The following is a 24,295-nucleotide window of genomic DNA, read 5'->3' on the forward strand; positions in this document are numbered from 1 at the left end:
CGGCACCGGTACGGCGGATCCGCGCGGTGCGGGAATCTGCCCGGCCCAGCGGTGTTGAACAGATCGTGAGCTCCGTGATCGCCGCCACCCGTCTGTCCGTGCTGGACCGCTCCCGTACCCGAGAGGGACACGACGGGCCCGCCGCGCTGCGTGACACCGTCCGCCTCGCCCAGGAGCTGGAGGCGCTGGGCTACCACCGGTTCTGGGTGTCCGAGCACCACAGCGTGCCCGGTGTGGCCGGCTCGGCGCCCACCGTGCTCGCCGCGGCGGTCGCCGCGGCCACCTCGACCATTCGGGTCGGTACGGGAGGCGTCATGCTGCCCAACCACCGACCGCTCATGGTCGCCGAGCAGTTCGGGGTGCTGGAGTCGCTGTTCCCGGGCCGGATCGACATGGGCCTCGGGCGTTCGGTGGGCTTCACCGACGGCATCCGCAGGGCGCTCGGCCGGGACAAGAAGGACGCGGACGACTTCGCGGCGCAGCTCGACGAGCTGCTGGGCTGGTTCACGGGCGGGCAGCGGGCGCATCCGCAGGTGCACGCCCGGCCCGCAGAGGGCCTGAGGGTCCCTCCGTACGTGCTCGCCACCGGCGAGGGGGCCGCGATCGCCGCCCGGGCCGGGCTTCCGCTGGTCATCGGTGATCTGCGGGGCAGGGAGAAGCTGCTGGCCGCGGTCGAGGGCTACCGCGGCGCCTTCGAGCCGTCCGCGTGGTCCGAGCGTCCGTACGTGGTCGTCGCCTCCTCGGTCGCGGTCGCCGCGACCGAGGAGGACGCCCGCCGGCTCCTCGTGCCGGAGGCGTGGTCGATGGCGTACGCGCGTACGCACGGCGTCTTTCCGCCCCTGCTGCCGCCGGAGCGGATCGAGGCGCTGACCATGACCGACAAGGAGCGCGGCTTCTACCTGGCGGGTCTCGAAGGCCACATCGCCGGCACGGAGGAACAGGTCGCGGACGCCTTGGAGGCGGTGATCAAGGACACCGGCGCGGACGAGGTGCTGGTGACGACGAGCACCTACGACCGCGACGCACTGCTCGGTTCCTTCCGGCGCCTCGCACGCCTCGCGGATCTGTCCGGGGCCGCCGCGGCCCGGCCAAGGGCGGCCTGACCAGCGCGGACGCCTAGACTCGTGCCTCATGCACAGCAGTCCCCACGACCCGTTCGTCCGTGTCCGCGGCGCGCGGGAGCACAATCTGCGCGGTGTCGACGTCGACATCCCGCGCGACGCGCTCGTCGTCTTCACCGGCGTCTCGGGATCCGGCAAGTCCTCGCTCGCGTTCGGCACGATCTACGCCGAGGCGCAGCGGCGCTACTTCGAGTCCGTCGCCCCGTACGCCCGCAGGCTGATCCACCAGGTCGGCGCGCCGAAGGTCGGGGAGATCACCGGGCTGCCGCCCGCCGTCTCCCTGGAGCAGCGCCGCTCCGCCCCCACCTCACGCTCCTCGGTGGGCACGGTCACCACCCTGTCCAACTCGCTGCGCATGCTCTTCTCCCGCGCCGGCCGCTACCCCGAGGGAGCGCCGCGGCTCGATTCGGACGCCTTCTCGCCGAACACCGCCGCCGGCGCCTGCCCCGAGTGCCACGGCCTCGGCCGGGTCCACAGCACCACGGAGGAGCTGCTGGTCCCCGATCCGTCGCTGTCGATCTGCGAGGGCGCGATCGCGGCCTGGCCGGGGGCCTGGCAGGGCAAGAACCTGCGGGACGTGCTGGACACGCTCGGTTACGACGTGGACCGGCCGTGGCGGGAGCTGTCGGCCCGGGACCGGGAGTGGATCCTGTTCACGGACGAGCAGCCGGTCGTCACCGTGCACCCGGTACGGGAGGCGGGGCGCATCCAACGCCCGTACCAGGGCACGTACATGAGCGCCCGCCGCTATGTGCTGCACACCTTCTCGGACTCCAGGAGCCAGACCCTGCGCGCGAGGGCCGAGCGGTTCCTGACCAGTGAGCCGTGTCCGGTGTGCCGGGGCAGCCGGCTGCGCCCGGAGGCACTGGCGGTGACCTTCGCGGACCGTACGATCGCCGAACTGGCCGCGCTGCCGCTGACCGAGCTGGCGGCCGTCATGCGGGAGGAGCAGGGCGACGAGACGGCCCGCGTGCTGACCGCGGATCTGCTGGCCCGGATCGGCACGGTGACCGAGCTGGGCCTCGGCTACCTGAGCCTGGACCGGGCGACCCCGACGCTCTCCAGCGGGGAGCTGCAGCGGCTGCGGCTGGCGACACAGCTGCGGTCGGGGCTGTTCGGCGTCGTCTACGTGCTGGACGAGCCGTCGGCCGGGCTGCACCCGGCGGACACCGAGGCGCTGCTGGTCGTACTCGACCGGCTGAAGGCCGGCGGCAACACGGTCTTCGTCGTGGAGCACCATCTCGACGTGGTGCGCCGCGCCGACTGGCTGGTCGACGTCGGTCCGCGCGCGGGCGAGCACGGCGGGCGGGTGCTGCACAGCGGTCCGCCCCGGGAGCTCGCCGGGGTGGCCGAGTCGGCGACCGGCCGTTTCCTGTTCGGCGCGGGCCCGGCACCGGCGCGGTTGCCGAGGGAGCCGTCGGGGCACCTCGCGCTCGGCCCGCTGACCCGCCACAACCTGCGCGGCCTGACGACCCGGCTCCCGCTCGGGGTACTGACGGCGGTCACTGGCGTGTCGGGCTCGGGCAAGTCGACGCTGGTCGGCTCGATCACCGAGGAGCTGCCCGGTGTGCAGCGTCTGGTGACGGTAAACCAGAAGCCGATCGGACGCACGCCCCGGTCCAACCTGGCCACCTATACGGGGCTGTTCGACGTGGTGCGCAAGCTGTTCACCGCCACCGACGCGGCGCGTGAGCGCGGCTACCGGGCCGGGCGCTTCTCGTTCAACGTTGCGGGCGGGCGGTGCGAGACCTGCCAGGGCGAGGGGTTCGTCTCCGTCGAGCTGCTGTTCCTGCCCAGCACGTACGCCCCCTGCCCGGACTGCGGCGGCGCCCGCTACAACCCGCAGACGCTGGAGGTCGGCTACCGGGGCCTGAACATCGCCGAGGTGCTGGACCTCACGGTGGAGGCGGCGTCCGCCTTCTTCGCGGACGTGCCGGCGGCGGCCCGGAGCCTGCGCGCGCTGACGGACGTGGGACTCGGCTATCTGCGGCTCGGCCAGCCGGCGACGGAACTGTCCGGCGGCGAGGCCCAGCGCATCAAGCTGGCGAGCGAGCTGCAGCGGATGCGCCGCGGTCACACGCTCTACGTGCTCGACGAACCGACGACGGGCCTGCATCCCGCCGATGTGGAGGTGCTGATGCGCCAGCTGAACGGGCTGGTGGACGCCGGGCACTCGGTGGTCGTGGTCGAGCACGACATGGACGTGGTGGCCGGCGCCGACTGGGTGATCGACCTCGGCCCCGGCGGCGGCGACGAGGGCGGCCGGATCGTGGCGTCCGGCACGCCGGCGGAGGTGGCGTCGGCGGCGACCAGCCGCACAGCGCCGTACTTGGCGGGGGCGCTCGGCTGTCCCCATGGACCGTCCCGAGGAAGCCCTTGTGGCCCATGAGTCGGAGTGTCCCGAGGAGGAGGACTTCGACGAGCCCGACGCGTACGACGCCGCGTATGAGGCCTGGGACGAGCGCGATCCCCTGTGGTCCGACGACCTCACGGTGAGTGCGATATGCCTGTGTCACCTGGGGTGCGCGCTGCGCCAGTGGCTGGTCGTGAGCGGGCCGGACCGTGGGCGGATGTGGGATGATCGCCGGGCCGACGGCATCGACTTGCAGCCGATGAGCAACGCCGACGGTTCGCCCATGACCTTCGCCGACTGGTACCTGTCGTGGCTGGAGGAGGCGAAGCGCCGGGTGCGGGCTACCGGGGCCACCCGCTGAGGGGTGTCTCGCCGCGAGCGGCCCGGAATCCGGCTGTTCATCCGGCGCTTCCCGCTGCCTGCCGAACTCCCCGACCACGGTGTCGAGGAGGATCTGCTGCCGGCCGCGGTCCGCGGCCGCTGAACCACCAATTGACGAACGAAATGAGGACATGGACTACCTTGCTACCGCCCTGGCTGTGGCGGGTGCGCGTGCCGAGCGCTCGGACACGGCCGTTGCCCGTCTGAACGCGCTCGAAGCCGAGCACGGGCGCTCCCTTCCTGCGACGGTGCGCGAGTGGTACTCCCTTGCCGCCGCTACCACGATTCTGGAGCCGGAGCGCAATGGCGACTTCGTGTACCCAGTCGAGAGACTGGGCGAGCCGGAGACGTACTACTGGCCGTCCGACGACGAGTGGCCCGAAGACGTGGAGGAGCAGCTCCCAGTGGGTCTACACGCGCGTGTGGGACTTCGCGCCGTTGCGCAGCACCAGCGCGCTGGAGGCCGGCGCTCAGGAGGTCACGGCAGCCGGCCTGGAGACCCTGGCCCGCCTGCTCGAGGCACGTCCGGTGACGGTGGTGGGCACCGAGGAGTGGCGACGGTTCGCCGGTCCCGGCGACAACCAGCGCCTCCTCCTCATGTTCACCCCCGGATGCGGCTGGAGTGTCCACTTCTGGGCGTCCACCGCTGATCTCCTGGTCGATCTGGTCACCACCGTGCGGTCCGTTCTGCCCATCGGTGACTTGGGTACCCCGTCCTTTGAGCCCGACGACACGGTCAAGCGCGCCTTGGAGCGGCTGAGCGTCTGAGGGGCTTGTCCTCACGCACTCCCCCACCGGCTTCACCGCCGTGGCACCCGTCCGGCGGCTGAGTAGCCGGACGGTCCATGGGAGGTCGCGGACTTCGGGCGGTGCTTGGCTACCGGACTCCTCCCGGTTTCGCCGGGAGGTTCATTCACCACCGCCCTCGGCGATGGTGTGAGCCACCAGGGCATTGGCGTGACCGTGGCCCAAGCCGTGTTCCGTCTTGAGCCAGCCAACGAGCTCCATGTGCTTGGTCAGGGGCGAGGTGCGGATGAGGTGCTTCCATTCGGCGATCGGGCGGCCGTACTTCTTCTCGATGGAGGGAAAGTAGCTGACAGGGCCTTTGACTGCGGCGGTCATGTCGGGGTTCTGTCCTTCTGTCCGTGTGCTGCCGGTGACGTACTTCGAGTGCGGGAGCCTTGTCAGCGGACGACGTCGAAGACGTTCTTCTGCAGGCCGTTGGCGTAGACCTCGTGCTCGACCAGCTTCAGCTTCTGGGTGTCCTTGTCCGTGGCGCTGAACAGGCGCTTGCCGGCGCCGAGCAGGAGCGGGAAGACGAGCAGGTGATAGCGGTCGATCAGGCCGGCGTCCGAGAGGGCCCGGTTGAGGGAGGCGCTGCCGTGAACGATGATCGGGCCGCCCTCGGTCTCCTTCAGGGCAGCGACCTCGTCGAGCGAGCGCAGGATCGTGGTCTCGCCCCAGTTCGACACCAGGGCGTCTTCGGTGAGCGTGGTGGAGACAACGTACTTCGGCATCATCTTGTAGTCGGCGAAGTCCACCATGTCCGGCCACACCGGACTGAACGCCTCATAGCTGACCCGGCCCAGCAGGACGGCGGCGGATTCCCTCTGCTCCCGTTCCTTGATGTCGAACGCCTCGGGGACGAACTCGACGCCCTTGAAGGTCCATCCGGAGTTCCGGTAGCCCGGTTCCCCGCCGGGGGCCTCCACGACGCCGTCGAGCGAGATGAATGCGGTGCTGATGAGGGTGCGCATTTTCAGGTTCCTCGGTATCTCGTGACTGGATGCGTGCGGGTGCGGCTGGTACGTGCTTCGATCCACCCGCTTCTGCGGTGTACCAACTGCGCTTTCCGACTGCTGAGCACGGAGAAATTCATCGGTCGCCGCCCGCCCGCCGGGCGGCTTGTACGAAATGGCCTAGCTGGTCCGCTCGTGACGGAGGAGGACCACCTGCGAGTCGAAGGTCCTGGTCTCGGCAAGGGTGAGGTCGAGGCGCTGCTGGGGGGAGGTGAAGACGGGCTTGCCGCCGCCGAGTACGACGGGGTGGACGAAGATCTGGTACTCGTCGATCAGCTGATGCGCGGTCAGGAACCCGGCCAGCGTGGAGCCGCCGAACAGCAGCAGGTGCGCACCGCTCTCCTTGAGGGCGGTCAGCTGCTCGATGACGTCGGTGTTGATGACGCGGGTGTTCCAGTCGGCCTCGGTCAGCGTCGAGGAGACGACGATCTTGGGCGCCTTCCGCCAGACGGGCGCGAACGCGAGGTCGTGCTCGTGGGTGGAGAACTCCTCGGCGCGGGGCCAGAACCCGGACATCATGTCCCACACCACGCGGCCGTACAGGAAGATGTCGGCGCTGTCGGTGAGGGCCTGCGCATAGGCGGACAGCTCGCCGTCCATGCGGGGCCAGTCGAACTCCCCGTTCGGGCCCTCGATGAAGCCGTCCAGCGACTGGTGCACGAAGTGCGTGATCTTGCCCATGAGTACCGGGTCCCCCTTGGCGACAGGCGTTCGGACGGCTGTTGACCGCCCTTGTGTACGATGTCCACATTCGGGGGGTGCGGCGATCCGCACCCCCCGAGTGATCACGCAGGAGCCTAGACGACCTAAGTGGATGCTGTCCACATTGGAGGCGGCAGCCATGCCAGCGACCGGGAACGGAAAGCAGAAGCGGGACACCTACCGCCACGGCGACCTCCGCAACGCACTGATCGAGGCCGCCCTCGAACTCGCCCGCGAGGGCGGCCCGGAGGCCGTCGTGCTGCGCGCCGCCACCAGGCAGGCCGGGGTCGCCCCCAACGCCGCCTACCGCCACTTCGCCGACCGCGACGCCCTGCTGCACGCCGTCTCCCAGACGGCCATGGCTCAGGTGGCCCGCACCATGGAGGCCGAGCAGGCCGCCCTGCCGCCGGCACCCGACGCGGTGGCCGCCGCCCGGGCCCGCTTCCGTGCCGTCGGCACCGGATACCTCCGCTTCGCCCAGGAGGAACCCGGCCTGTTCCGCACGGCCTTCCACGTCCCGGGCGACATGACCCACTCCGCCGCCGACACCGCTGCGGGCGGCACCGGCAAGACCCCCTTCGAACTGCTCGGCGACGCCCTGGACGGCCTCGTGGCCACCGGGCTGCTCGCCGAGGACCGGCGCCCCGGAGCCGAGTTCCTCGCCTGGTCGGCCGTCCACGGGCTCGCCGTCCTCCTGATCGACGGCCCCCTCCGCGGCCTCCACCCCACTCAGGCCCACGAAGCCGGCCAACACGTCATCGACATGATCGAACGCGGCATCTGACACCACCAGGCGCGACAGGAACAGCAAAACTTTCGACCCATCAGCCGTGTGAAACGGCCGTTCGGCACACAGCGTCGAGGAGCAGCAGGCCGCGGCCGAGAGGGTAACGACGAGCGCCGGGCCGCAGCGGCGCCGGCACCTCTCCCCGCCAGAACGTCGGTCAAGCCTCGGAACGCGGCCAGTCCAGGAGCCGTGCGCCGATGACCGCCGTCTGCAGGGTGTAGCGGTGCGTGGGGTCGGCCGGGTTGGCGCCGGTGAGGCGGTGGATGCGTGCGAGCCGGTAGGTCAGGGCACGGACACTGAGGCTGAGTCGGCGGGCCGCCTCGGCCGAGACGCAGCCCGAGTCGAAATGCGCGGTGAGGGTGTCCAGCAGCGGGTCGGCGCCCCCGCGCTGATCCTTGAGGGGGCCGAGGACGTTGGTGACGAGGTCGGCCATCGCGGCGCGGTCGCGGGTGAGGACGGGGTAGACGAGCAGGTCCTCGGCGCGCAGAACCGGTTCGTCGATGTGCATGCGTTCCGCCAGGTCGAGGGCGTTGAGCGCCTCCTCGTACGAGTGCACGACACCGCCGGGTCCCGGATGGGCGCGTCCGATGGCGACCTGGCCCCCGTCGGTGGCGGCGTGGGCGTGCTTGGCGAAGAAGGCCAGTATCCCGGCCTGATCTCCTGGGGCGATGCAGACGAGCCTGCCGTCCTTGGTGGTGAGCAGGATGTTGCGGTCTCCGTAGCGGGCGAAGACTGCCTGCTCGACCCTGCGCAGGACGGCGCCGGTCTCGTCGTACGCGGCGGGGTGGCCGGCGACCGCGACGGCGTGTGCGTGGGAGAGGCGCAGCCCGAAGCGTTCGGCCCGCTCGGCAAGCCGGCCCAGGTCGCTTCGTCCGTAGAGGAGGTCGTCGATGAACTCGCGTCGTGCGGCTTCTTGTCGACGAACACTACACCGCCGAGGCGCAGACCCTCACCTCGGAGGCCGAGGCGCATCTCCTCAAGCTCGCCCAGATCCGCGGCAACCTCACTGCCGCCCAGGCCACGCGCTGGACCGAGATCACCGCCGCGTACACACGCAGCCGGACGTTCGGTGATTCCGGGCACGACCCGCTGCGCCGCGCGGTCGCCGCCCTCGGCCTGCTCGCCGACCGCATCAGGGCCGTCGAAGCGGCGATCACGCGAGTGACGGATCGGCGCCATCTGCCGGCCCGCCCGAACGGAAGACACGCGTCGCGGCCGGGCGACGAACAGCCGGCCAAGCACTGATCACAGATGCTCACGGTTGTTGTCGAGGAGTCGCACGGTACGAAACCTGACGCATCGCGCGGTGGGAGAGAACCATCGGCCACGCTGAACGCCCGGTCAGGCCGGGTAGCGCTGTTTCACCTTCTCGGAAAGGGAAACCCGTAGGGCGACACCGAGGCAACTCCGCCTCATCACGCGCCGGGTGCCACTGGACCGCGCCGGCGAGGCGTTCACAGCGCAGAACGACGACATGAAGGTGGTCCTCACGCTCGACTCGGTGGGTGACCCGACGTGAGCGGCGAGCCTTCGGTGCGGGGTCTTCGGCCACCGCTGATCGTGGTCACGGGGGTCTCCGGATCCGGTAAGACCACCATCGGTCAGAGGCCCGCCCGGCGTCTCGCCGTGCCGTACGCCGAGGGCGACGACTTCCATTCGGCACAGAATGTCGCGAAGATGTGGGCCGGCCACCCCTTGGACGACGAGGACCGACGCCCGTGGCTCGATGCGATCGCCGCATGGCTTGCCGAGCACGTCGAAGGCGGTGGTGTGGTCAGCTGTTCGGCGCTCAAGCGCCGTTACCGTGACCGGCTGGCCGCCGTGTCACCCGACGTCTTCTTCCTCCACCTCGACGGCTCGGCAGAGCTCATCGCGGGCCGGCTCGCGGCCCGTGAGGACCACTTCATGTCGCTGAGTCTCCTGCAGTCTCAGATCGCCACTCTGGAACCGCCTGGGGCCGACGAGCCAGGTGCGGCGATTCCCATCGACGGCACCCTCGAGCAGACGACCGCTCTGGCCCTCGCCGCCGTCAAGGAACGGACGGCCGTCCAGGACCCGTGAGCCAACGACGAGTGCTCGGAGCCGAGCGCCATTCGCGCCCCCGCGCCGAGCGGCGCTGCACGAGCGACCAGGTGCTGCGCGACGTCTTCTACATCCCGGGCTGGGGCATCGCATACGTCGTGGGCCTCTCCGTACTCGCCGAGCCGGCCGCTCTGTTTCCGCTGCTGACTGCGCTGCCTGCAACCGGCGACCCCCGCCCGGCGGTCGCTCGCATGCGAGTCTCCAGGGCCGTAGCTGTGCCGTCGGAGATGTAGACGGCACGGTCACTGACGGGCCCCCTCGTCTCCGCGCCGCCCCTCGCGGCCGCGTGGAGTGCGACAGCGTCGGCCGACTGGCGCGGTTCTGGCGAGGAGGGCTCCGGACCACGGGCCGGGGTGCCGTGTCGAGCTGCGTCACCGTGCCAGTGCCGGGCTCCCGGGCAAGGGCCGGCCGTGCGCCGGGCCCTCCTCCCGAGCAAGGATTGCACAGTGCAAAGGTGTATGCCAGGGGTGGAGGCCTCGCAGTGCGCCCATCAGCCCTTCCCCCGTGGCCCCTATGCAGGAGTGACGGCTGCTTCCACTTCCTGGAAGGTCGCGCTGTCGACGAGCCCTGTGTCCTCCAGGACTTCCATGTGGTCCAGCACGGTCTGGTTGGCCTGGCGCGCGTGACGGCGGATGAGGTCGTTCTGGGTTGCGGCCCTGACCTCCCCGATGGTGGCGAAGATCTTGCCGTGCGAGGCGCGCAGAAGGTTGGCGAAGAGGCGGTCGAACTCGGCTCCGCGAGCGCTCTCCAAGCGCCGGACGAAGTCCTGCTGCTCCTCTGTGGCCTCGTTCGGCAGTGAGACGCCCAGGATCCCGGCGTCCTCGCGCACGAGCTGGTCGAGCTTGCTGTGGCCGTCGATCAGGTGCAGCCCGGCACGCTTCACCGCTTCGCTGCGGGCGTGGGTCTGCGCCAGTCGGCCGGCGGGAATCTCCCACAGGCCCGCTTGGCGGACCTTGACGAGGAAGGTCCTGTCCACTTCGGTCACGGGCTGGGGACCTGCCTGCGCCGGCGCCTGTGAGCGAGTGCCGGCCGAGTGGCCGCCGCCGTGCTGTGAGATCCCGGCCGGCGAGCCGGCGGACGCTTCGCCGCCACCAGCCCGTACAAGAATCAGCAAGGTGGCAGCGACGGCGCAGACCGTGACGACGACCGCGACCGTTCGTGTCGAAGCCCTGGTGTGTGCTGCCCGGCGGTTCGGACGCATGATGCCTCCTGGATCGGCATGGAGAACTCTTCGTTCCTGTCGTCCGGGAGCTGTTCGGCGGCTGGCACGGCGCGCAACAGGAGATACGGCCGTGACCGCTGAGGTGTTCAACCGGCCTGCTTCGTGCCGCCGTCCAGCCGTACGAACGGGATGGATCGCCCAGCCCTGCGGAACCCCTCCGGGGATCCGTCGACGCGGAAGCCCATGTAGGCACAGAGGCGCCTGGCCAGTCGGGGGTGTGCTGCGGCGTATCCGGCCATCACTCGGCCGCCCTCCTCCTCGGAGAGGAAGTGTGCGGTCACTGTGTGGTACCGCCTGCCGTACTGAATTGTGACCTTCGGCGTGGCACGCAGATTCCGGTACCAGTCGGCCATGGGGCCGAAGCCGGAAGCCACGGTCCACGCGGGCACCCGAGGGTCGTACGTGACAACTTCGAGCACCACCTCGTGAGTCGCCCCGGTGGTGCGGCCTGTGTGGAGGAGAAGCAGGAGACGCTTGCCGAGGACGGGGCCGAGGCCGATTCGGTAAAGGTGGATGGGCAGCCGGGCTACGAGACGCCGCCAGCCGGTAGGAATCCTGGGGCGGCTCGGCTCACTTCGCGGAGAGGTCATGACGGCCCTGCCTGTGGGTCGATGGTCGGCTGCGGTTCGGTAACGGGAGGCGGTAAAGGTCCTTCAGTAAGGAAAGTTTTGCATAGGCTAAAGCTCTCGGGCCGCACACGACGCGGTGCCAGGCGGCCCGGAAGTCATGCGCGCCGCACGTCCCATCGCGGGGTGACCCTGTGACCAAAGCGGTGCCGCGGCCCTTCTCGCTGCTGTCGTACCTGCCGTACGCCGTCATGGCGTTCGTCGCCGTGATCGACGTCGTCGCAGGACCCGCGGTGGGGTTCCTGCCGCTCGTCTCCCTCGGCCCGGCCTTCGCCGGACTCGTCGGAGGCCGGCGCCGTACGGCACTGGTCGGCAGCCTCGCCCTGGTCCTCTGCATGGCTCTCGGGTGGTACGACGGACGCTTCCCCGGCCGCAGGGGCCTCACCGCGCTGGCATCGGTGGCCGGGGTGACGGCGGCCGGCCTGCTGGCCGCCGTCATGCGACAACGGCGGGAGGCCGAGCTGGCCGGCGTGCGGTCCATCGCGGAGGTCGCGCAGCGTGTGCTGCTGCGTCCGGTGCCGCGCCGCGCCGGGCATCTGACGGTGGCGGTGTCGTACACGTCTGCGGTGGCAGAGGCTCGTATCGGCGGAGACCTGTACGAGGTCGTGGCCTCACCGGCCGGTGTCCGGGTGATCGTGGGAGATGTCCAGGGCAAGGGCTTGGACGCGGTGGAGACCGCGGCCCTCGTGCTGGGTGCCTTCAGGGAGGCCGCCCACGACGAACCGGACCTGCGCAGCGTCGGCGCCCGCCTCGAACGGGCCGCGGACCGGGAACTGCGGGGAGAGAAGTTCGTGACGGCGGTACTGGCCGAGGTGGGCGACGACCAGCGCGTCACGTTGCTCAACTACGGTCATCCACCGCCCGTCGTGGTGTCCCCCGACGGCACGGTGCGCTTCGCCGAGCCGCCGCGCAACGCCCTGCCCCTCGGGCTGGGCATACACGGTGGGGCCGGGCCGGAGCCGTACGAGGCGGACTTCGCCGACGGCGACCAGTTGCTGCTCTACACGGACGGCGTCACGGAGGCCAGGGACCGTACGGATCGCTTCTACCCGCTCGTCGAGCGGGCCGTCCTGCTCAGGGACGCGGATCCCGAGGCAGCGCTCGAGGGGCTGCGAACGGACCTGGTCGCGCACGTAGAGGGTCCTTTGCACGACGACGCGGCCATGCTGCTTCTGCGGTACCAGCGGCACTGAAGCGGATCGGCGCCCCGACGTGCCGACTGCTTGTCGCCGGGGCGAGTCCGCGCCGGGTGACGGCACGGTAGAACTGCTGTATGGCCGATCCCTCGCAGCCCCTGCAGAGCGTCGACGACGTCGACGCGGTGACTCGGGCGGTGCTGACCGCGTCCCGGCTCCTGGTCGCCGTCTCGGCGCGGTCCCTGGCCGCTGCCGAGGATCGGGTGACGCTGCCTCAGTTCCGCTTGCTCGTTGTCCTGTCCACCGAGGGCTCGGCCAAGCTGGTGGTGCTCGCCGACCGGCTCGGGGTCAAGCCGTCGACGGCGATGCGTATGATCGACCGGCTGATCGCCGCCGGACTCACGGACCGGCAGATCAATCCCGACAACCGGCGAGAAACCGTACTTCGGCTGACGGACGAGGGCCGCAGGCTCGTGGCGGACGTCACGTCCAAGCGCCGGCGGGAGATCGCGACGATCGTGGAGCGACTCACCTCCGAGCAGCGCTCCGCACTGATCGACGCGCTCACCGCGTTCACGGAGGCGGGCGGCGAACCGTCCGCGGAGACTGACGCGGGTGTCCTCCACCCGCTGGGATGGGCAGATGTGTCCTCGCATCGGGAAAGCTGACTTCTTGCCCGGGCCCAGGAACTCCCTGGTCCTGCGGGCGTCGGCCCACGGCGAAGGCAACGAAGCCCTGTGCCACTGCTGGTGCCCATGGCCGTCCTGGGCGGACACGCGGTGCGATGCATTCCGTGGTCGGCGATCGGTCACGTCGAGCATCGCCGCGACGGAGATACCGCGCAGGTGACTCTCCCCAGTGGTGGGGAGAAGGGTCAGTCGGCGGGCTGGAGGGGGCTGGAGGGCCAGTCGAGGAGACGGGCGCCGAGCGCGGCGGTCTGGAGGACGTATCGCTGCTCGGGATCGGTGGGGTCGTGGCCGGTGAGCTGCCGGATGCGGCCGAGCCGGTAACTGACGGCTCGGACGCTCAGGCCGAGCAGCCGCGCGGTGGTGGTGTTCAGGCAGCCGCTGGCGAAGTACGCGCTCAGGGTTTCCAGGAGCGGCTGAGGGCCGCCGCGGGCCCCCTCAAGCCCACCGAGCACGGTGGCGACCAGGTCGGTGATGGCCGCTCGGTCCCTGCCGAGCACCTGGAAGACCAGGACGTCGGCGGCGTCCACGACCTGGGTGCGCAGGCCCAGGGTCGCGGCGAGGCCGAGGGTGCTGCGGGCTTCCTGGTAGGAGCGGACGATGCCGCTGGGTCCCGGCCGGGGCCGGCTGACGGCGATCCGGTACTCCTCGCCCACGGCGTGGCGCACACCCTCGGCGAGGGAGGCGGGGACCTCCGTCGCCGCGCCGGGCGACACGCACACCAGCAGGCCCTCCTTGGTAGTGATCAGTACCCCGCGGGCGCTGAACCGGGCCACCAGCGCCTCCTCGACGTAACGGGTCGCGGCATCCCCAGCCCCGAAGGCGCCTGCTGCGCGGACGACAGCGACGACGTGGGGGCCCAGCAGACGGAACCCGAACCGCTCGGCCCGCTCGGCGAGCCGGCCCAGGTGGGTGCGGCCTTCCAGGAGGTCGTCGACGAACTCGCGCCGTGTCGCCTCCTCTCCGCGAATCGCCGCCCGGTGAGCGGTCTCGTACGCCTCGGTCAGCGCCACCGTCGCATCCCCGACGGCCCACAGGACGGCGAAGACCACCTGCTCCAGAGCTTCACGGTCCCGTGCCTGTTTCGCGCCGGGCAGATCCGCCCAGTGCCGGCAAGCGGAGTCCAGGCAAGCACCGACAAGCACCCGCAGCGGAGTGCCGTCGTCCGCCGCGGCGACCGCGAGTTCCCTGAAGGGCTCGAGGTCTGCCTCAGCCAGCCGTCGCCTGTTGAGGGAGACCACGGCGAGTTGCTCCTCGAAGCCCTCCAGCGCATCGGCCGCCGGCAGGCCCCTCTCCGCTGCGGCCGCTCCCCCGGCTGCCTGCGCCGAGCCGCCCCGCTTGCCCGTCTCCATGGTCCCATTTTGCCGGACCTCGGCAATATGCGAGGGTACGAGACGGCCGTCGCTGTACATCGTCGGCAGGCGTCCGGCCGAAGGGCACGGGTAGCCCGTGAATACACAGCACCCGGCGAGGTCCGCGCTCGGACTCGAAGGGGGTGCCGCGCCGTGCCCCAGACCCGCTCTCTGGCGTCATTGCGGAGGCTTACCCGCCTCCTCCTGCTCGCTTTGGCCTGCCTGCTCGCGGCACCGTCGATCAGCGCGGCGCACGACCGGACCCCGGACTCGAAAGGCCCCTGATCGCTGAGAGACCAGCCGTATGCCACGGAGCAACCGCAAGGCCCGCACCTTCCTCGGGCGGCTCCCCCTGCCGGAACACACGTTCATGGCAGACGCTCTGCGCACGGAGACGGCCGGTGGCGTGGTCCTGCTTGCCGCGGCAGCCGTCGCGCTGGTGTGGGCGAACACGCCCCTGAGCGGCGCATACGAATCAGTCCGGGAATTCCACTTCGGCATCGAGGCACTGGGGCTCAATCTCTCCGTGGCCCACTGGACGGCGGACGGGTTGTTGACCATCTTCTTCTTCGTCGCCGGCGCCGAACTCAAGCGCGAGATGGTGATCGGGGAACTGAGTCATCCGGGCACCGCGCTCCTGCCGGTGGTCGCGGCAGCAAGCGGCATGCTCGTACCAGCACTGGTTTACGGGCTTGTTGCCACCTCCATGGGAGGTACGTGGAACGGCTGGGCCGTACCCATGGCGACGGACATCGCCTTCGCGCTGGGGGTGCTCGCAGTGATCAGCACGCATCTGCCGTCCGCCCTGCGTGCCTTCCTGCTGACCCTCGCGGTCGTCGACGACCTCGGGGCCATCGTCGTCATCGCCGTCTTCTACACCTCGACCATCTACTTTCCCGCCCTCATCGGTGCGGTGCTCGGCCTCGGGCTGTTCTTCCACCTGCACGACCGCAGGCGGGTGCACGGCTGGTACTGGTACCTGCCCTTGGCACTGGTCATCTGGGGACTGACGCATGCCAGCGGCGTCCACGCGACCGTGGCCGGAGTCGCCATGGGCCTGCTGCTGCGTGTGGGAAAGGACGGCGAGAGCGGCAGGCGTCCGGCTGAGCGGATTGCCTACTTGGTCCGCCCCGTGTCCGCGGGGGTCGCGGTACCGCTGTTCGCGCTGTTCGCGGCCGGAGTGAGCATTTCCGGCGACACGTGGGGCGACGTCGTCGGACGCCCCGAGCCCTTGGGCGTGGCCCTCGGCCTGGCCGTCGGGAAAGTGCTGGGCGTCGCCGGTGGCTCGTACCTGGCCGTCCGCTTCACCCGAGCCCGACTCAGCGCGGAGCTCGCCTGGGCCGACGTCGTGGCCGTGGCCATGCTGGCCGGCATCGGCTTCACCGTCTCCCTGCTGATCGGCGAACTCGCCTACCCCGACCCGGCCGAGCTGGAGCCGATCAAAGCCGGCGTCCTCCTCGGCTCCCTGACGTCCGCCGTCGTGGCGTGCCTGCTGCTGAAGGTGCGGAACGTCAAGTACCGGCGGCTGTACGAGGCGGAGACCGCCGACCAGAACGCGGACGGTATCCCCGACATCTACCAGCAAGGCGATGCCGAACAGCGGCAGGGCGGCACCCATCTCCGTCCCGAGAACACCGGCCGTCCGGACGGAATCAACGGCTGTGACGACCACCCGAACACCACAGGCGAGTTACCGAGCGGACCGGTCGCCCCTGTCCGTCGGCATCTCCGGCGCGAACACGCACGACAGCCAGGCCCTCAACCCGCTGGTGCAGGAAATACCGCCGATCCGGTCCCGGCGCGGCGACGTCGACGCAGGCCCGGCAACTCCATGGCGACAAGGGCTACGATCACAACCACGTGCGACGATGGTTACGCACCGTGGGATCACGCCCCGGATCGCACGCAAGGGCACAGACTCCGGCCAGCGGCTGGGCCGGCACCGCTGGACTATCGAACGCACTATGGCCCGGATGCCGACGTCTGCACCGGCGCTACGAACGCAAGGCGAGCCTCTTCGTGGCCTTCGCGAGCATCGCCTGCACCCTCGTCTGCTACCGACGACTCGCCCAAGCAGAAGACTTTTAGGACGCGTCGGCGTAGGAGAGATGTGCGCCGCAGACGGTGCAGCGGAAAAGCATGGCGCTCGCCCCCTCGCCCAGGTTGGCCAGGAAGTGCTCAAGCTGGTTTTCGTCGTGCCAGCCGTCGAGGCGCATGTCGGCCCGCAGCTGGTCGAGGGCTTCGGGACGCGCCGCCAACTCGGTGTACCCGACCTCGCCCACGAAGGCGGCCGCGTCCTGGCAGTGGACGAGCCAGTGCGGGTCCTGCCAGGCATGGAAGCCCGGGGTGCGGCGGGTCACCTCGTGCAAGACGTCCTCGCTGACACCGGCGAGCCCGTAAGAGTCAGTGAATTCACCAGCGAAGCGATCAGCCGCGCTCCCGTCTGCGATGCACCACGGACAGAAACGTCCGCCGACCTCTTGTGCGGTGTAGAAGGTGGCCGTGTAGATCCATCCCGTGTTGCGTTTACAGCAGGCACACGTATCGGCGGCCGCGCGGATGGATCCGCTTGCGAGGGGGTCTGGGTGATAGCGAAAGAAGGGCAGGCCGGCACTCATCACCGGTTCCCGATCTGCGCCCTGGTGGCCATGCCTACTGATCTCATGGAGAGCAGTCTGTCCGCGAGCAGGTCCCCGATCAAGCGCGGCGTCGCACTCCTCCTGGCCCGGCCAATTGAGACAGCTTGTTGACGAAGCACTGCCAGACCAGCCGAACCCCGTCGACGGTCTCCTTCGCTTTCTGGGGCTGCCGGCCGGGGGCTCGTCGCGGCCAGTGTGGCAGCAGACGGCGGACGCAAGGCCTGCGCGGACGGCAGAACGGCCGGTCCTTGGGGTTCCAGGGCTGGTTGGCCGCGGGGGATCCTGGCCGTGACCGTACGGCTGGCGTGGGGATCCCTGATGAACTGCCCGAGGTGCGGAGGAACAGCCCAGCAGGGCCCGAACGGGTCGTGGTCGTGCCCGAACTGCGGACCGATCAGCGGCAGCACGCCCGCACCGGCCCCGAGCGCACTACCCTCGTCGAAATGAGCGCGCCACAAGAAGCACCGCAGCCGGCCGCCGCAGACGACGGGCCGAAGATCACCCGCACCGACTGCGACCGATGCGGGACCCGCGTCTCAGGGATCGACGGACGGTACGCGTGCGGGGTGTGCGGCTGGGTCAACCACTGGTCCGAGGGACACCGGCCCCTACCGCCCGCGCAGGCCGACGCCGACTACCCCGGACCCGGCGCAACTCCACAGCGGCGGCGCTGACACGACGCTCAGGCGAGCTTCTTGCCGTGGTGCACATGGCGGGCCTTCGGGACACCTGCCTGACGAAAACAACTGGCCGGCTGAAGCCGTCCGTGACGGCGACGTCCACGACACAGGTGAGCGCGGCACGATATGTCGGCGGCCCGTTCGATGGCGGGACGAACCCGGACGGCGTCATCGACGCGATCGAGATGCGGACACCGGCCGGTTGATGGGCAGAACGGCATCGCTGCACAGCGCATACTGCGGGGTGGTGGATGTGCTCCCGTCGAGCAGGGGGAACGTACCAGTGGGCGACACCCAGAGCGCGAAGGTCCAAGCGGCCGTTGCAGTCGCAGACAGAAGTCCACGGTCGTTGATCTCAGGTGTGGATGTCAGAACCGGCGCGTGAAGGGGGGGTCCTCAGAGATCCGAGGGGCGAACTCGTCTACGGCTTGCGACGGAACGCCTTGGGTGCGCCTGTGGTGCGGCCTGTCTCAGGCACCGTGTCGGGGGGCATTTTGAGACTTCGTCCTTCGTCGGCGTCGGTTCCAGCGCTCCGACAGCTCGCCGGTCGCGATGGAAGCAGCAGCCATGCCGCCACAAATGGCCCAGCTCTTGGGGTCGCCGTCGATGACCATGCTTATGAGGCGGAAGACCACTGTTATCAGGCCCCACCAGACGACAATCCAGGCTGCCGCGCCGAGCCATCTACCTCTGTCGTTCACGGGCCAAAGGTAGCGGCCCGTCGAAGGTCTCCCGGCGTGCGTCCGTACAGCCGTCTGATCCGCAGCGCTAGCCGGATCGGTCAGCGGCGGTCATTGCGGCCGTTACGCGGCGCCGGAGGGAGGGTAGCGGACCGGGGCGACTGCTGGGGTGCGGTACAGGACTGCGGGGTGCGGTGGCTATCCCGCTCGTTCGAGGGTCAAGGCGCTGCGAGCGGGTTCGGCTCGATACATGGCGGCCGGCTGGGGATATGACTCGATGAAGCGACGCATCTCTCCCAGCACAACCACGTTCCGCTGTTTCGGTGTTCGGCCGTTTTCGTGTCGCGTGCACGATGGGTGAGCTTCCGGTCGGTTGCTGGTACGACACTTGGCGTTGGTCGATGTGTGCGGGAAGAAGCGGATGGGGCGGCTGTGGGGATCGTGAGCAGGCAGACTCTGGCGGTAGAGGTGGAGTTCTTCGGGTTCTCTCTGCAGGAGCGTGATGAGGCCGCGGTGCCGGTGCTGTTTCCGGAGGGCTGGGACCCGGGAGCGTCATCGGGATTCCTGACGTCGCAGCAGGGGCGCTTGGACGTCGACAGCGCGGGACACACCCACACCGCGCGTCTCGAGGTGGAGGTGTGGGACAGCGAGCCACCCGCGGACGTAGAAGGGGAGTGGGAAGCGGACGAGCAAGCGGAGGTCGACTCGCCCTCCGGCGTGCTGGACGTGTGTGCCGTGACCGGGGGGCTGGCCGGGGAGTCCGTGGTCCTGGCAGGCGCGGGTGTATGGCGGGTGAGGCTGCTCGTCTCCGGACGCGCCGCCGTGGCCGAGGAGGCCACGCACGGCGTGCCGGACGGGGTGGAGCGCTACCTGGCACGGTTCTGGCCGACACGATGACCGGCCGGGGAAACGGGCAGTCCCCGGCCGGCCGTCTTCGTGCCCAGCCCCGTGCGGCACTCCGCCGCGGTCATCGTGCGCGACGGTTCCGGCCACGACACCGCCTGCGCGCCCATACCGGACCGGACACCACTGCGAGTTGGCACGGCAAGCTGCGCCGGAGCCACCGCAGAAGCGCTGGATCGCGACGGCCCTGCGGGCGGCGCGGCCGGCACCGGGCCCGGCGCCGGCCGGTGGGCCGAGATCTCACCCGCTGCAGCAGGCGTGCCGTGCCTCCTCGACGTACTTGTGCCCGTGCCACCAGAAGGGGCGGTTCGCGGGATGTTCGGGGACGGCAGCCAGCACGGCGTTGGCCCTCCGCTTCCCAAAGGCGGCATCAGACGCGCGGTCGAACGGCCGCATCAGCGAGTCGACGGTGTGCGCGACCCCCGACACCAGCACCTGTTCGACGTTGGCGGCGTCCTTGATGTCGGCGAAGGGATCCCCATTGATCACGGCGAGGTCGGCGTACATCCCGGGTTCGATCCTGCCCAGGTCCTCGCCCAGGGTTGCGGCCGCCAGGCTGGTCGCGGTCACCAGGGCTTCGTGCGAGGTGAAACCGTAGGCGACCATTGCGCGCAGGTTCATGTGCAGACTGACCGCGGCGTGGTCGATCGGCGCGTCGGTGCCGAGGACGATCCGGCCGCCTCTCCGGAAGATCTGCACGGCCTGCCGGACCTGTGCCCGGAGGTTCTCGCGACGCGCCGTCTGGTCGGTCCCACTGGCGGCATCCGCGGCGGCCCGCAGGGCAGACATCCGCCACGGCGGATTGAGTGTCTGCACGCGGTGGTCCTCGATGAGGGTCCTGTCCTCCCGGTACAGGGTCGTCGAGCCGAAGAGGGTCGGTGTTCGGGCCATGTCCGAGGCCACGAACAGGTCCGTGACGTCGTCGTACGCCGTGCCGAGCGGCGTCACGGTGCGCGAGTAGCCGAATCGGTTCGTGGCCCCCGTGTGTTCCATCGCATCGCCGCCGAAGGCGGCGGCCGGATAGTGGTAGTGCGAGGTGACCGGGATCCCGATGCCGTGCGCGAAGGCGGCTACCTGTTTATGCCACACCACCGGCAGGCGGACGTAGCACTTCACGAGGTCGTACTCAAGGCTCTTCGCGCGCTCCAGCTCGAGCTTCAGCTGTGCGTCGGTGAAGGTGGGGCGCATGAAGTTGTAGTAGATCCGCGGGCCGTCGACGGCCTCCCCCGTCGCGAAGTACCTCGGTGCGATCCGGGCGCCGGACCGGGTGGACTCGCGCTCCTCGACCATGTGGTAGGCGGGGCTTCCCGGAGACCTCGTGGTCGTCACCCCGAGCGAGAGCCAGAGCCGGCCCTGCCGGTCGCCGTAGGCGTAGCCCTGCATCTCCCGGTGGTGGTGCATGTCGATGAGGCCAGGCATCACCAGCCGGTCACGCGCGTCGACGAGTCGGCCCGCCCGGCCAGCGGCGTGCGGTTCGACCGCCGTGATCCTGTGCCCCTCGACGACAATGTCCACGTCGCGCCGGATCTCCTCGCGGACGCCGTCCCACATCCGGCCCGCGTGGATCACGGTGCGCGCGGGCGGTACGACGTTGGTCCAGGTGAGCGGTACGGCCACGGTGCGCGGAGGTCCGCCGTTCGCCGGCACGAGGCGCAGCCGGCCGTTGTTGAGGTAGAGGAGCTGCTGCGAGTCTGCGCTCCATGACGGGGCGTCGCTCACCTCGTCGGTGATCTGCCGGGGTTCGCCGGTGGGCGTTCCGTCCTCGGTGACGTCCACGGTGTACAGGACGCTCGCGACGGCGAAGGCCATCCGAGTCCCGTCGGGTGACCAGACCGGTCCGTCGTCGCCCCGGGTCTGGATCGAGCGGCCGGGCACGGCCTCGACGTATCTGCCCTGCCCCGTGGTCCGGTTGACCAGGAGGATCTGGCTGAGTCCTTCGCGGAATCTCGCCGAGTACGGCTTTACCGCGGCCAGGGCGATCGTTTCCCCGTCGGCCGACCAGGTCGGCCTGCCCGGCTCGAAGGTCGCGGTGAAGATCTGCCGTACAGCGCCGCTCGCCACGTCGACGGTCCACAGGGCGCCGTCCTGGTCCAGGAAGGCGATCTCCTTCCCGCTGGGCGACCAGGCCGAGGACAGCGCTGCCCTGTCTGCGAGGTCGGTCAGTTGCCGGTCCTGTCCCGATTCCAGGTCCCTGATCCAGATGTCGAGCGTCCCGCCGCGGTCGGTCGAGTAGGCCAGGCGCCGGCCGTCGGGCGACCAGGCGGGATCGCACTTCCACCAGTGGTCCTTGGTCAGGGCCTGCGGCGCACGGCCGATCCTCATGACATAGATGTCGTTGAGCGCGCGGAACGCGACGCGCTCACCGTCGGGCGACAGCACGGGGCTTCCGATCCCGCGCACCGGCTGGGGCCGCGTGCTCTCGAAGTCCGTCCGGCGTCTGGTGTACTTCGCCGGCCTGGTGGTGACGGCGGCCGAGAAGCCGACGGTCCTCGTGCCTGGGGCGGTGAGCGACCGCACGTGGATCTCACCATTTGCGGTGTAGAGAAAACGCTCGTCGTCGAGCCACGAGACGCGGAAGGGGAACGTCTCCTCGTCGTCCACGACCGGGGCCTTCGACATCATGAGGTCGCACCGGCCGTCGTGGGTCAGGTGGTGGACCACGTCGGCCCCGTCGGGGGTCCACTCCGGCTGATGGATCACCTGGCCGGCGGGCACGGTCAGGCGGGTGTTGCGCGCCCCGGTCACGCGGTCCACGACGTCGATGCGCGTGTTGCCCACCACGAAGGCCACCTTGCTGCCGTCTGGGGACCACGTCGGCTCGTACTCCTCGCCCGGGCCGTCGACGAGCACGTCGACGCGTCCGCTGCCGACGTCGTACTCATGGATCGCGTAGCTGCCCGTCGCGTCGCCCGAGAACAGGATCGTGCGCCCGTCCGGCGACCAGCGCGGCTCCCGGTGGTCGAAGGGGCCCGTGGTCAGCTGCCGCAGCCTGCTGCCGTCGCGCCGTACGGTCCAGAGGTTGAAGACGCCGTCGCGGTAGGACTGGAAGACCAACTGGCTGCTGTCCGGAGACCAGTCGGGCTGAGCGATGTCAAACAGGTCACTGGTCAGCCGCCGTGCCTGTCCGCCCGAGGCCGGCAGCACCCACAGCACGCCCAGCAGGTCCATGGCGATCCACCGGCCGTCCGGAGAGAGCCGCGCCCCGAACGTGGTACCCGCACCCAGCCTCAGCTCGCCGCCGCTGCCGGTCCGGGGAACAGCCGCGTCGGCGCTCCGGCCGGCGAACGACGTCATCACCGCGGCGGCCCCGGCACCTGCCAGGAATCTGCGGCGGGTGACCGGGGCGGGCCGCCGGCCGGCCCCGGCATCAACCGGTGATTTCGCGGAATTCGCTTCCACAGCACATCCCTTCAGCTCACACGGCAGGACGCCCGGCAGTACGACGCCCCACCCCATGAGTTGCCTGCCGCGCCCCGATGGTTTACCCGGGCAGCGGCTGCCGCTGCCGAGCGCCACGTGGCGCTGCCGGTGGTCGACGAGGCGACCCCACTGCGCCGACGGTCTCACCTCGCGCGACAGGCCGGATCAGACAAGTGGCGGCCAACTCCGGGGGCCGGTGCGACGTGAGTTCAGTGGCGTCGTGCGCCAGGGACGCGAACGTTGAGCCACAGCAGGTAGAGGTCGACCAGCGTCAGCGCCTGGTCCTCAGTGAGCCCGCGGACGGTGTCGGTCCTGGGGTCCGTGGGGCCAGTCAAGATGACGTCACCGAAGTGCACTCCGGGGTGCGGGTGGTAGAGCGCAGCAGTTCCGAGGCGTGCGTGTCAGGTCGATCCGGACGGGCATCAGCAGATGCCGGTAGTCCTGGCCGACCATGTCGGGCCTCGGTGAGCACCGTCGACGGGGTGGCCCGGGCGGTGAGGCCCTCGCCGTTCGCGATGATGCCGATGCCCACGAGCCCCCTCGTAGGACTTCAGGCGCTTGGCCAGAGGGGAGAGGATGCCAGCGGGGATGAGTGCGGTCAGCGGCTTCTCCAGCGGCTGCACCGTGGCGGTGGCGGGGACTTCTGCGACCGCGAAACGGTAGCGGTCGGTGGCCGCCATGGCGAGCGTCTCGCCCTCCAGGGTCATCTGGACACCGGTGAGAGTGGGCAGGGTCTCGTCGTGGTCCGCGGTGCGTAGCACGCGGTTCAACTTGGCGAGGAACGTCTGCGCATCCAGGGTGCCCATGCGGGCACGGCTCCGGCGGGGTGCGTGAACTCGTGGATGTCGAGCGTCGTGATCGGCACGGTGATGTGCTCGGTGGCCAGCAGGTCCCCCGCGAGCGAGACCGGCGTGCGGGCAGCGACCGTCTTGGTTTCGCCCGCCGCCATCGCAGGCACCCACCTCACGGTGCTGTCTGCCTGTCACGCTGGCCGCACCATCCACAACCTGATCAACGGAGTACGGCATACACGGAAGAACCACATCACGACTTCGCCCTAAACCTCCCGCAAAAACTCCAGAAGGCGCATGATGTCCTCCACTTCGCGAACCACGGGGGACCATGCGTACCCGGCCGACCATCGCAACCGCGGTGCTACTCGTCGCCAGCCTCACCGCCTGCGGAAGTAGCAGCGACAAGCCGGCCGCCGAAGCCGGCACGAGCAAGCCCACTGCCACCGAGACCGGCATCAGCAAAGAATGCGCGGATGCCGTCTTCGACCTGGTGATCGACCAGGCCTGACCTGACAACGGGCGGTGCGGGGTGGCGGCTGCGGGTTCTGCCGCCACCCACACCTGCCCGGCGGATTCGTCCACCACAGACCGACAGCCTGTCGGTGTCAACGAGAGCGGAAATCATGCAAACCATCGCACCGATCGCGGAGGGGCCGAAGGCCTCGCCGGTCAAGGTGACCCTGGCCGTCGTGGGGGCCTCCCCCTGAGTGGTGGACACGCTGATACTGGATCTGCTTGATCCGGAGGAAGCGAGAACACCGCCGATGGCGATGAAGGACTACTCGGACGAGTTCAAGGCCGATGCCGTGGCCCTGTACGAGTCCACGCCCGGGGCGACGTACAAGAGCATCGCCGCTGACCTGGGTATCAACAGGGCGACGCTGCGTGAGTGGGTGCTGCGGGAGCGGGATCGTCGTGGCGTCGCCCCCGCC

General features: G+C 69.9%; 26 protein-coding genes and 3 pseudogenes. 17 read left to right on the plus strand and 12 right to left on the minus strand.

Features of this window, described 5'->3' with window-relative positions; genetic code table 11:
* Positions 1-65: 65 nt before the first annotated feature.
* From ACLB9X_RS10830 to ACLB9X_RS10845, 4 genes are all read left to right on the plus strand, one after another.
* Positions 66-1,103 carry an MsnO8 family LLM class oxidoreductase gene (locus ACLB9X_RS10830; protein WP_410360047.1) on the plus strand — a complete coding sequence of 346 codons (1,038 nt, stop codon included), beginning with the start codon at positions 66-68 and terminating at the stop codon, positions 1,101-1,103.
* Positions 1,104-1,131: 28 nt separating this feature from the next.
* A complete protein-coding gene (locus tag ACLB9X_RS10835) occupies positions 1,132-3,510 on the plus strand; it encodes an ATP-binding cassette domain-containing protein (protein ID WP_410360048.1) in 2,379 nt (792 codons plus the stop codon).
* Positions 3,500-3,835 (plus strand): hypothetical protein, encoded by a 336-nt coding sequence (locus ACLB9X_RS10840; RefSeq protein ID WP_410360049.1) that lies wholly within the window; start codon positions 3,500-3,502, stop codon positions 3,833-3,835. The genes ACLB9X_RS10835 and ACLB9X_RS10840 overlap by 11 nt, the downstream gene beginning before the upstream one ends.
* Positions 3,836-4,293: 458 nt before the next feature.
* Positions 4,294-4,623, plus strand: a complete 330-nt coding sequence (locus ACLB9X_RS10845) for a hypothetical protein (protein WP_410360050.1) — start codon at positions 4,294-4,296, stop codon at positions 4,621-4,623.
* A 141-nt stretch (positions 4,624-4,764) separates the two neighbouring features.
* On the opposite strand, the gene ACLB9X_RS10850 is transcribed toward ACLB9X_RS10845, so the two are convergent.
* From ACLB9X_RS10850 to ACLB9X_RS10860, 3 genes are all read right to left on the minus strand, one after another.
* Positions 4,765-4,977, minus strand: coding sequence for a DUF4287 domain-containing protein (locus tag ACLB9X_RS10850; protein WP_410360051.1), 213 nt, complete (start codon positions 4,975-4,977; stop codon positions 4,765-4,767).
* A gap of 62 nt (positions 4,978-5,039) precedes the next feature.
* Positions 5,040-5,612, minus strand: coding sequence for a dihydrofolate reductase family protein (locus tag ACLB9X_RS10855; protein ID WP_410360052.1), 573 nt, complete (start codon positions 5,610-5,612; stop codon positions 5,040-5,042).
* Between the two features lie 162 nt (positions 5,613-5,774).
* Positions 5,775-6,335 carry a dihydrofolate reductase family protein gene (locus tag ACLB9X_RS10860; protein ID WP_410360053.1) on the minus strand — a complete coding sequence of 187 codons (561 nt, stop codon included), beginning with the start codon at positions 6,333-6,335 and terminating at the stop codon, positions 5,775-5,777.
* Between the two features lie 160 nt (positions 6,336-6,495).
* On the opposite strand from ACLB9X_RS10860, the gene ACLB9X_RS10865 reads away from it, so the two are divergent.
* A complete protein-coding gene (locus tag ACLB9X_RS10865) occupies positions 6,496-7,140 on the plus strand; it encodes a TetR/AcrR family transcriptional regulator (protein WP_410360054.1) in 645 nt (214 codons plus the stop codon).
* Positions 7,141-7,300: 160 nt separating this feature from the next.
* Here the strand turns inward: ACLB9X_RS10865 and ACLB9X_RS10870 are convergent.
* Positions 7,301-8,080: pseudogene (locus ACLB9X_RS10870) on the minus strand (PucR family transcriptional regulator); the annotation flags it as partial.
* Between ACLB9X_RS10870 and ACLB9X_RS10875 the strand changes: the two are divergent.
* From ACLB9X_RS10875 to ACLB9X_RS10885, 3 genes are all read left to right on the plus strand, one after another.
* On the plus strand, positions 8,047-8,388 hold the full coding sequence (locus ACLB9X_RS10875; protein ID WP_410360055.1) for a hypothetical protein: 342 nt from the start codon (positions 8,047-8,049) through the stop codon (positions 8,386-8,388). The pseudogene ACLB9X_RS10870 and the gene ACLB9X_RS10875 overlap by 34 nt on opposite strands.
* A gap of 270 nt (positions 8,389-8,658) precedes the next feature.
* Positions 8,659-9,204: a gluconokinase gene (locus ACLB9X_RS10880; protein WP_410360056.1), complete on the plus strand. Its 546-nt coding sequence runs from the start codon at positions 8,659-8,661 to the stop codon at positions 9,202-9,204.
* Positions 9,201-9,458 (plus strand): hypothetical protein, encoded by a 258-nt coding sequence (locus ACLB9X_RS10885; RefSeq protein ID WP_410360103.1) that lies wholly within the window; start codon positions 9,201-9,203, stop codon positions 9,456-9,458. Before ACLB9X_RS10880 ends, ACLB9X_RS10885 begins: the two co-directional genes overlap by 4 nt.
* 278 nt (positions 9,459-9,736) lie before the next feature.
* Here the strand turns inward: ACLB9X_RS10885 and ACLB9X_RS10890 are convergent, their stop codons facing one another.
* Positions 9,737-10,210 (minus strand): DUF4142 domain-containing protein, encoded by a 474-nt coding sequence (locus ACLB9X_RS10890; RefSeq protein WP_410360057.1) that lies wholly within the window; start codon positions 10,208-10,210, stop codon positions 9,737-9,739.
* A gap of 323 nt (positions 10,211-10,533) precedes the next feature.
* Entirely contained in the window at positions 10,534-11,037 is a 504-nt protein-coding gene (locus ACLB9X_RS10895) for a nitroreductase family deazaflavin-dependent oxidoreductase (protein ID WP_410360058.1), read from the minus strand.
* 227 nt (positions 11,038-11,264) lie between these two features.
* Here ACLB9X_RS10895 and ACLB9X_RS10900 point away from each other — a divergent pair, with 227 nt between their 5' ends.
* Both ACLB9X_RS10900 and ACLB9X_RS10905 read left to right on the plus strand, forming a co-directional pair.
* The gene (locus ACLB9X_RS10900) at positions 11,265-12,266 is read left to right on the plus strand and encodes a PP2C family protein-serine/threonine phosphatase (RefSeq protein ID WP_410360099.1); all 1,002 of its coding nucleotides are present in this window, start codon (positions 11,265-11,267) and stop codon (positions 12,264-12,266) included.
* An 80-nt stretch (positions 12,267-12,346) separates the two neighbouring features.
* Positions 12,347-12,877: a MarR family winged helix-turn-helix transcriptional regulator gene (locus ACLB9X_RS10905; RefSeq protein WP_410360059.1), complete on the plus strand. Its 531-nt coding sequence runs from the start codon at positions 12,347-12,349 to the stop codon at positions 12,875-12,877.
* A 206-nt stretch (positions 12,878-13,083) separates the two neighbouring features.
* Here ACLB9X_RS10905 and ACLB9X_RS10910 read toward each other — a convergent pair whose 3' ends face one another.
* Positions 13,084-14,247, minus strand: a complete 1,164-nt coding sequence (locus ACLB9X_RS10910; RefSeq protein WP_410360060.1) for a PucR family transcriptional regulator — start codon at positions 14,245-14,247, stop codon at positions 13,084-13,086.
* A gap of 304 nt (positions 14,248-14,551) precedes the next feature.
* On the opposite strand from ACLB9X_RS10910, the pseudogene nhaA reads away from it, so the two are divergent.
* Both nhaA and ACLB9X_RS10920 read left to right on the plus strand, forming a co-directional pair.
* Positions 14,552-15,844, plus strand: a pseudogene (gene nhaA / locus ACLB9X_RS10915) (Na+/H+ antiporter NhaA); the annotation flags it as partial.
* A pseudogene (locus ACLB9X_RS10920) lies at positions 15,837-16,163 on the plus strand (hypothetical protein); the annotation flags it as partial. The pseudogenes nhaA and ACLB9X_RS10920, both read left to right, overlap by 8 nt.
* Before the next feature lie 168 nt (positions 16,164-16,331).
* On the opposite strand, the gene ACLB9X_RS10925 reads toward ACLB9X_RS10920, so the two are convergent.
* Positions 16,332-16,865, minus strand: coding sequence for a CbrC family protein (locus tag ACLB9X_RS10925; protein ID WP_410360061.1), 534 nt, complete (start codon positions 16,863-16,865; stop codon positions 16,332-16,334).
* Between the two features lie 464 nt (positions 16,866-17,329).
* Between ACLB9X_RS10925 and ACLB9X_RS10930 the strand changes: the two genes are divergently transcribed.
* The 3 genes from ACLB9X_RS10930 (at position 17,330) to ACLB9X_RS10940 (ending at position 19,143) form a co-directional block, all read left to right on the plus strand.
* Positions 17,330-17,560, plus strand: coding sequence for a hypothetical protein (locus ACLB9X_RS10930; RefSeq protein WP_410360062.1), 231 nt, complete (start codon positions 17,330-17,332; stop codon positions 17,558-17,560).
* 35 nt (positions 17,561-17,595) lie between these two features.
* Positions 17,596-17,772 carry a hypothetical protein gene (locus tag ACLB9X_RS10935; protein ID WP_410360063.1) on the plus strand — a complete coding sequence of 59 codons (177 nt, stop codon included), beginning with the start codon at positions 17,596-17,598 and terminating at the stop codon, positions 17,770-17,772.
* A 915-nt stretch (positions 17,773-18,687) separates the two neighbouring features.
* Entirely contained in the window at positions 18,688-19,143 is a 456-nt protein-coding gene (locus tag ACLB9X_RS10940) for a hypothetical protein (RefSeq protein ID WP_410360064.1), read from the plus strand.
* A gap of 246 nt (positions 19,144-19,389) precedes the next feature.
* On the opposite strand, the gene ACLB9X_RS10945 is transcribed toward ACLB9X_RS10940, so the two are convergent.
* The 4 genes from ACLB9X_RS10945 to ACLB9X_RS10960 all read right to left on the minus strand — a co-directional run bounded on the left by ACLB9X_RS10945 (position 19,390) and on the right by ACLB9X_RS10960 (position 23,518).
* Positions 19,390-22,548 carry an amidohydrolase family protein gene (locus ACLB9X_RS10945; RefSeq protein ID WP_410360065.1) on the minus strand — a complete coding sequence of 1,053 codons (3,159 nt, stop codon included), beginning with the start codon at positions 22,546-22,548 and terminating at the stop codon, positions 19,390-19,392.
* 230 nt (positions 22,549-22,778) lie between these two features.
* Positions 22,779-22,904, minus strand: a complete 126-nt coding sequence (locus tag ACLB9X_RS10950; RefSeq protein ID WP_410360066.1) for a hypothetical protein — start codon at positions 22,902-22,904, stop codon at positions 22,779-22,781.
* Between the two features lie 87 nt (positions 22,905-22,991).
* Complete coding sequence (locus tag ACLB9X_RS10955; protein WP_410360067.1) at positions 22,992-23,375, minus strand: hypothetical protein; 384 nt, start codon at positions 23,373-23,375, stop codon at positions 22,992-22,994.
* On the minus strand, positions 23,336-23,518 hold the full coding sequence (locus ACLB9X_RS10960; protein ID WP_410360068.1) for a hypothetical protein: 183 nt from the start codon (positions 23,516-23,518) through the stop codon (positions 23,336-23,338). The genes ACLB9X_RS10955 and ACLB9X_RS10960 overlap by 40 nt, the downstream gene beginning before the upstream one ends.
* A gap of 173 nt (positions 23,519-23,691) precedes the next feature.
* On the opposite strand from ACLB9X_RS10960, the gene ACLB9X_RS10965 reads away from it, so the two are divergent.
* Both ACLB9X_RS10965 and ACLB9X_RS10970 read left to right on the plus strand, forming a co-directional pair.
* Entirely contained in the window at positions 23,692-23,871 is a 180-nt protein-coding gene (locus tag ACLB9X_RS10965; RefSeq protein ID WP_410360069.1) for a hypothetical protein, read from the plus strand.
* A gap of 256 nt (positions 23,872-24,127) precedes the next feature.
* A partial coding sequence (locus tag ACLB9X_RS10970; protein WP_410360100.1) for a transposase occupies positions 24,128-24,295 on the plus strand: 168 nt, incomplete at its 3' end.

It is taken from the genome of Streptomyces sp. 5K101 (assembly GCF_046506645.1).
Taxonomy (GTDB): Bacteria; Actinomycetota; Actinomycetes; order Streptomycetales; family Streptomycetaceae; genus Streptomyces.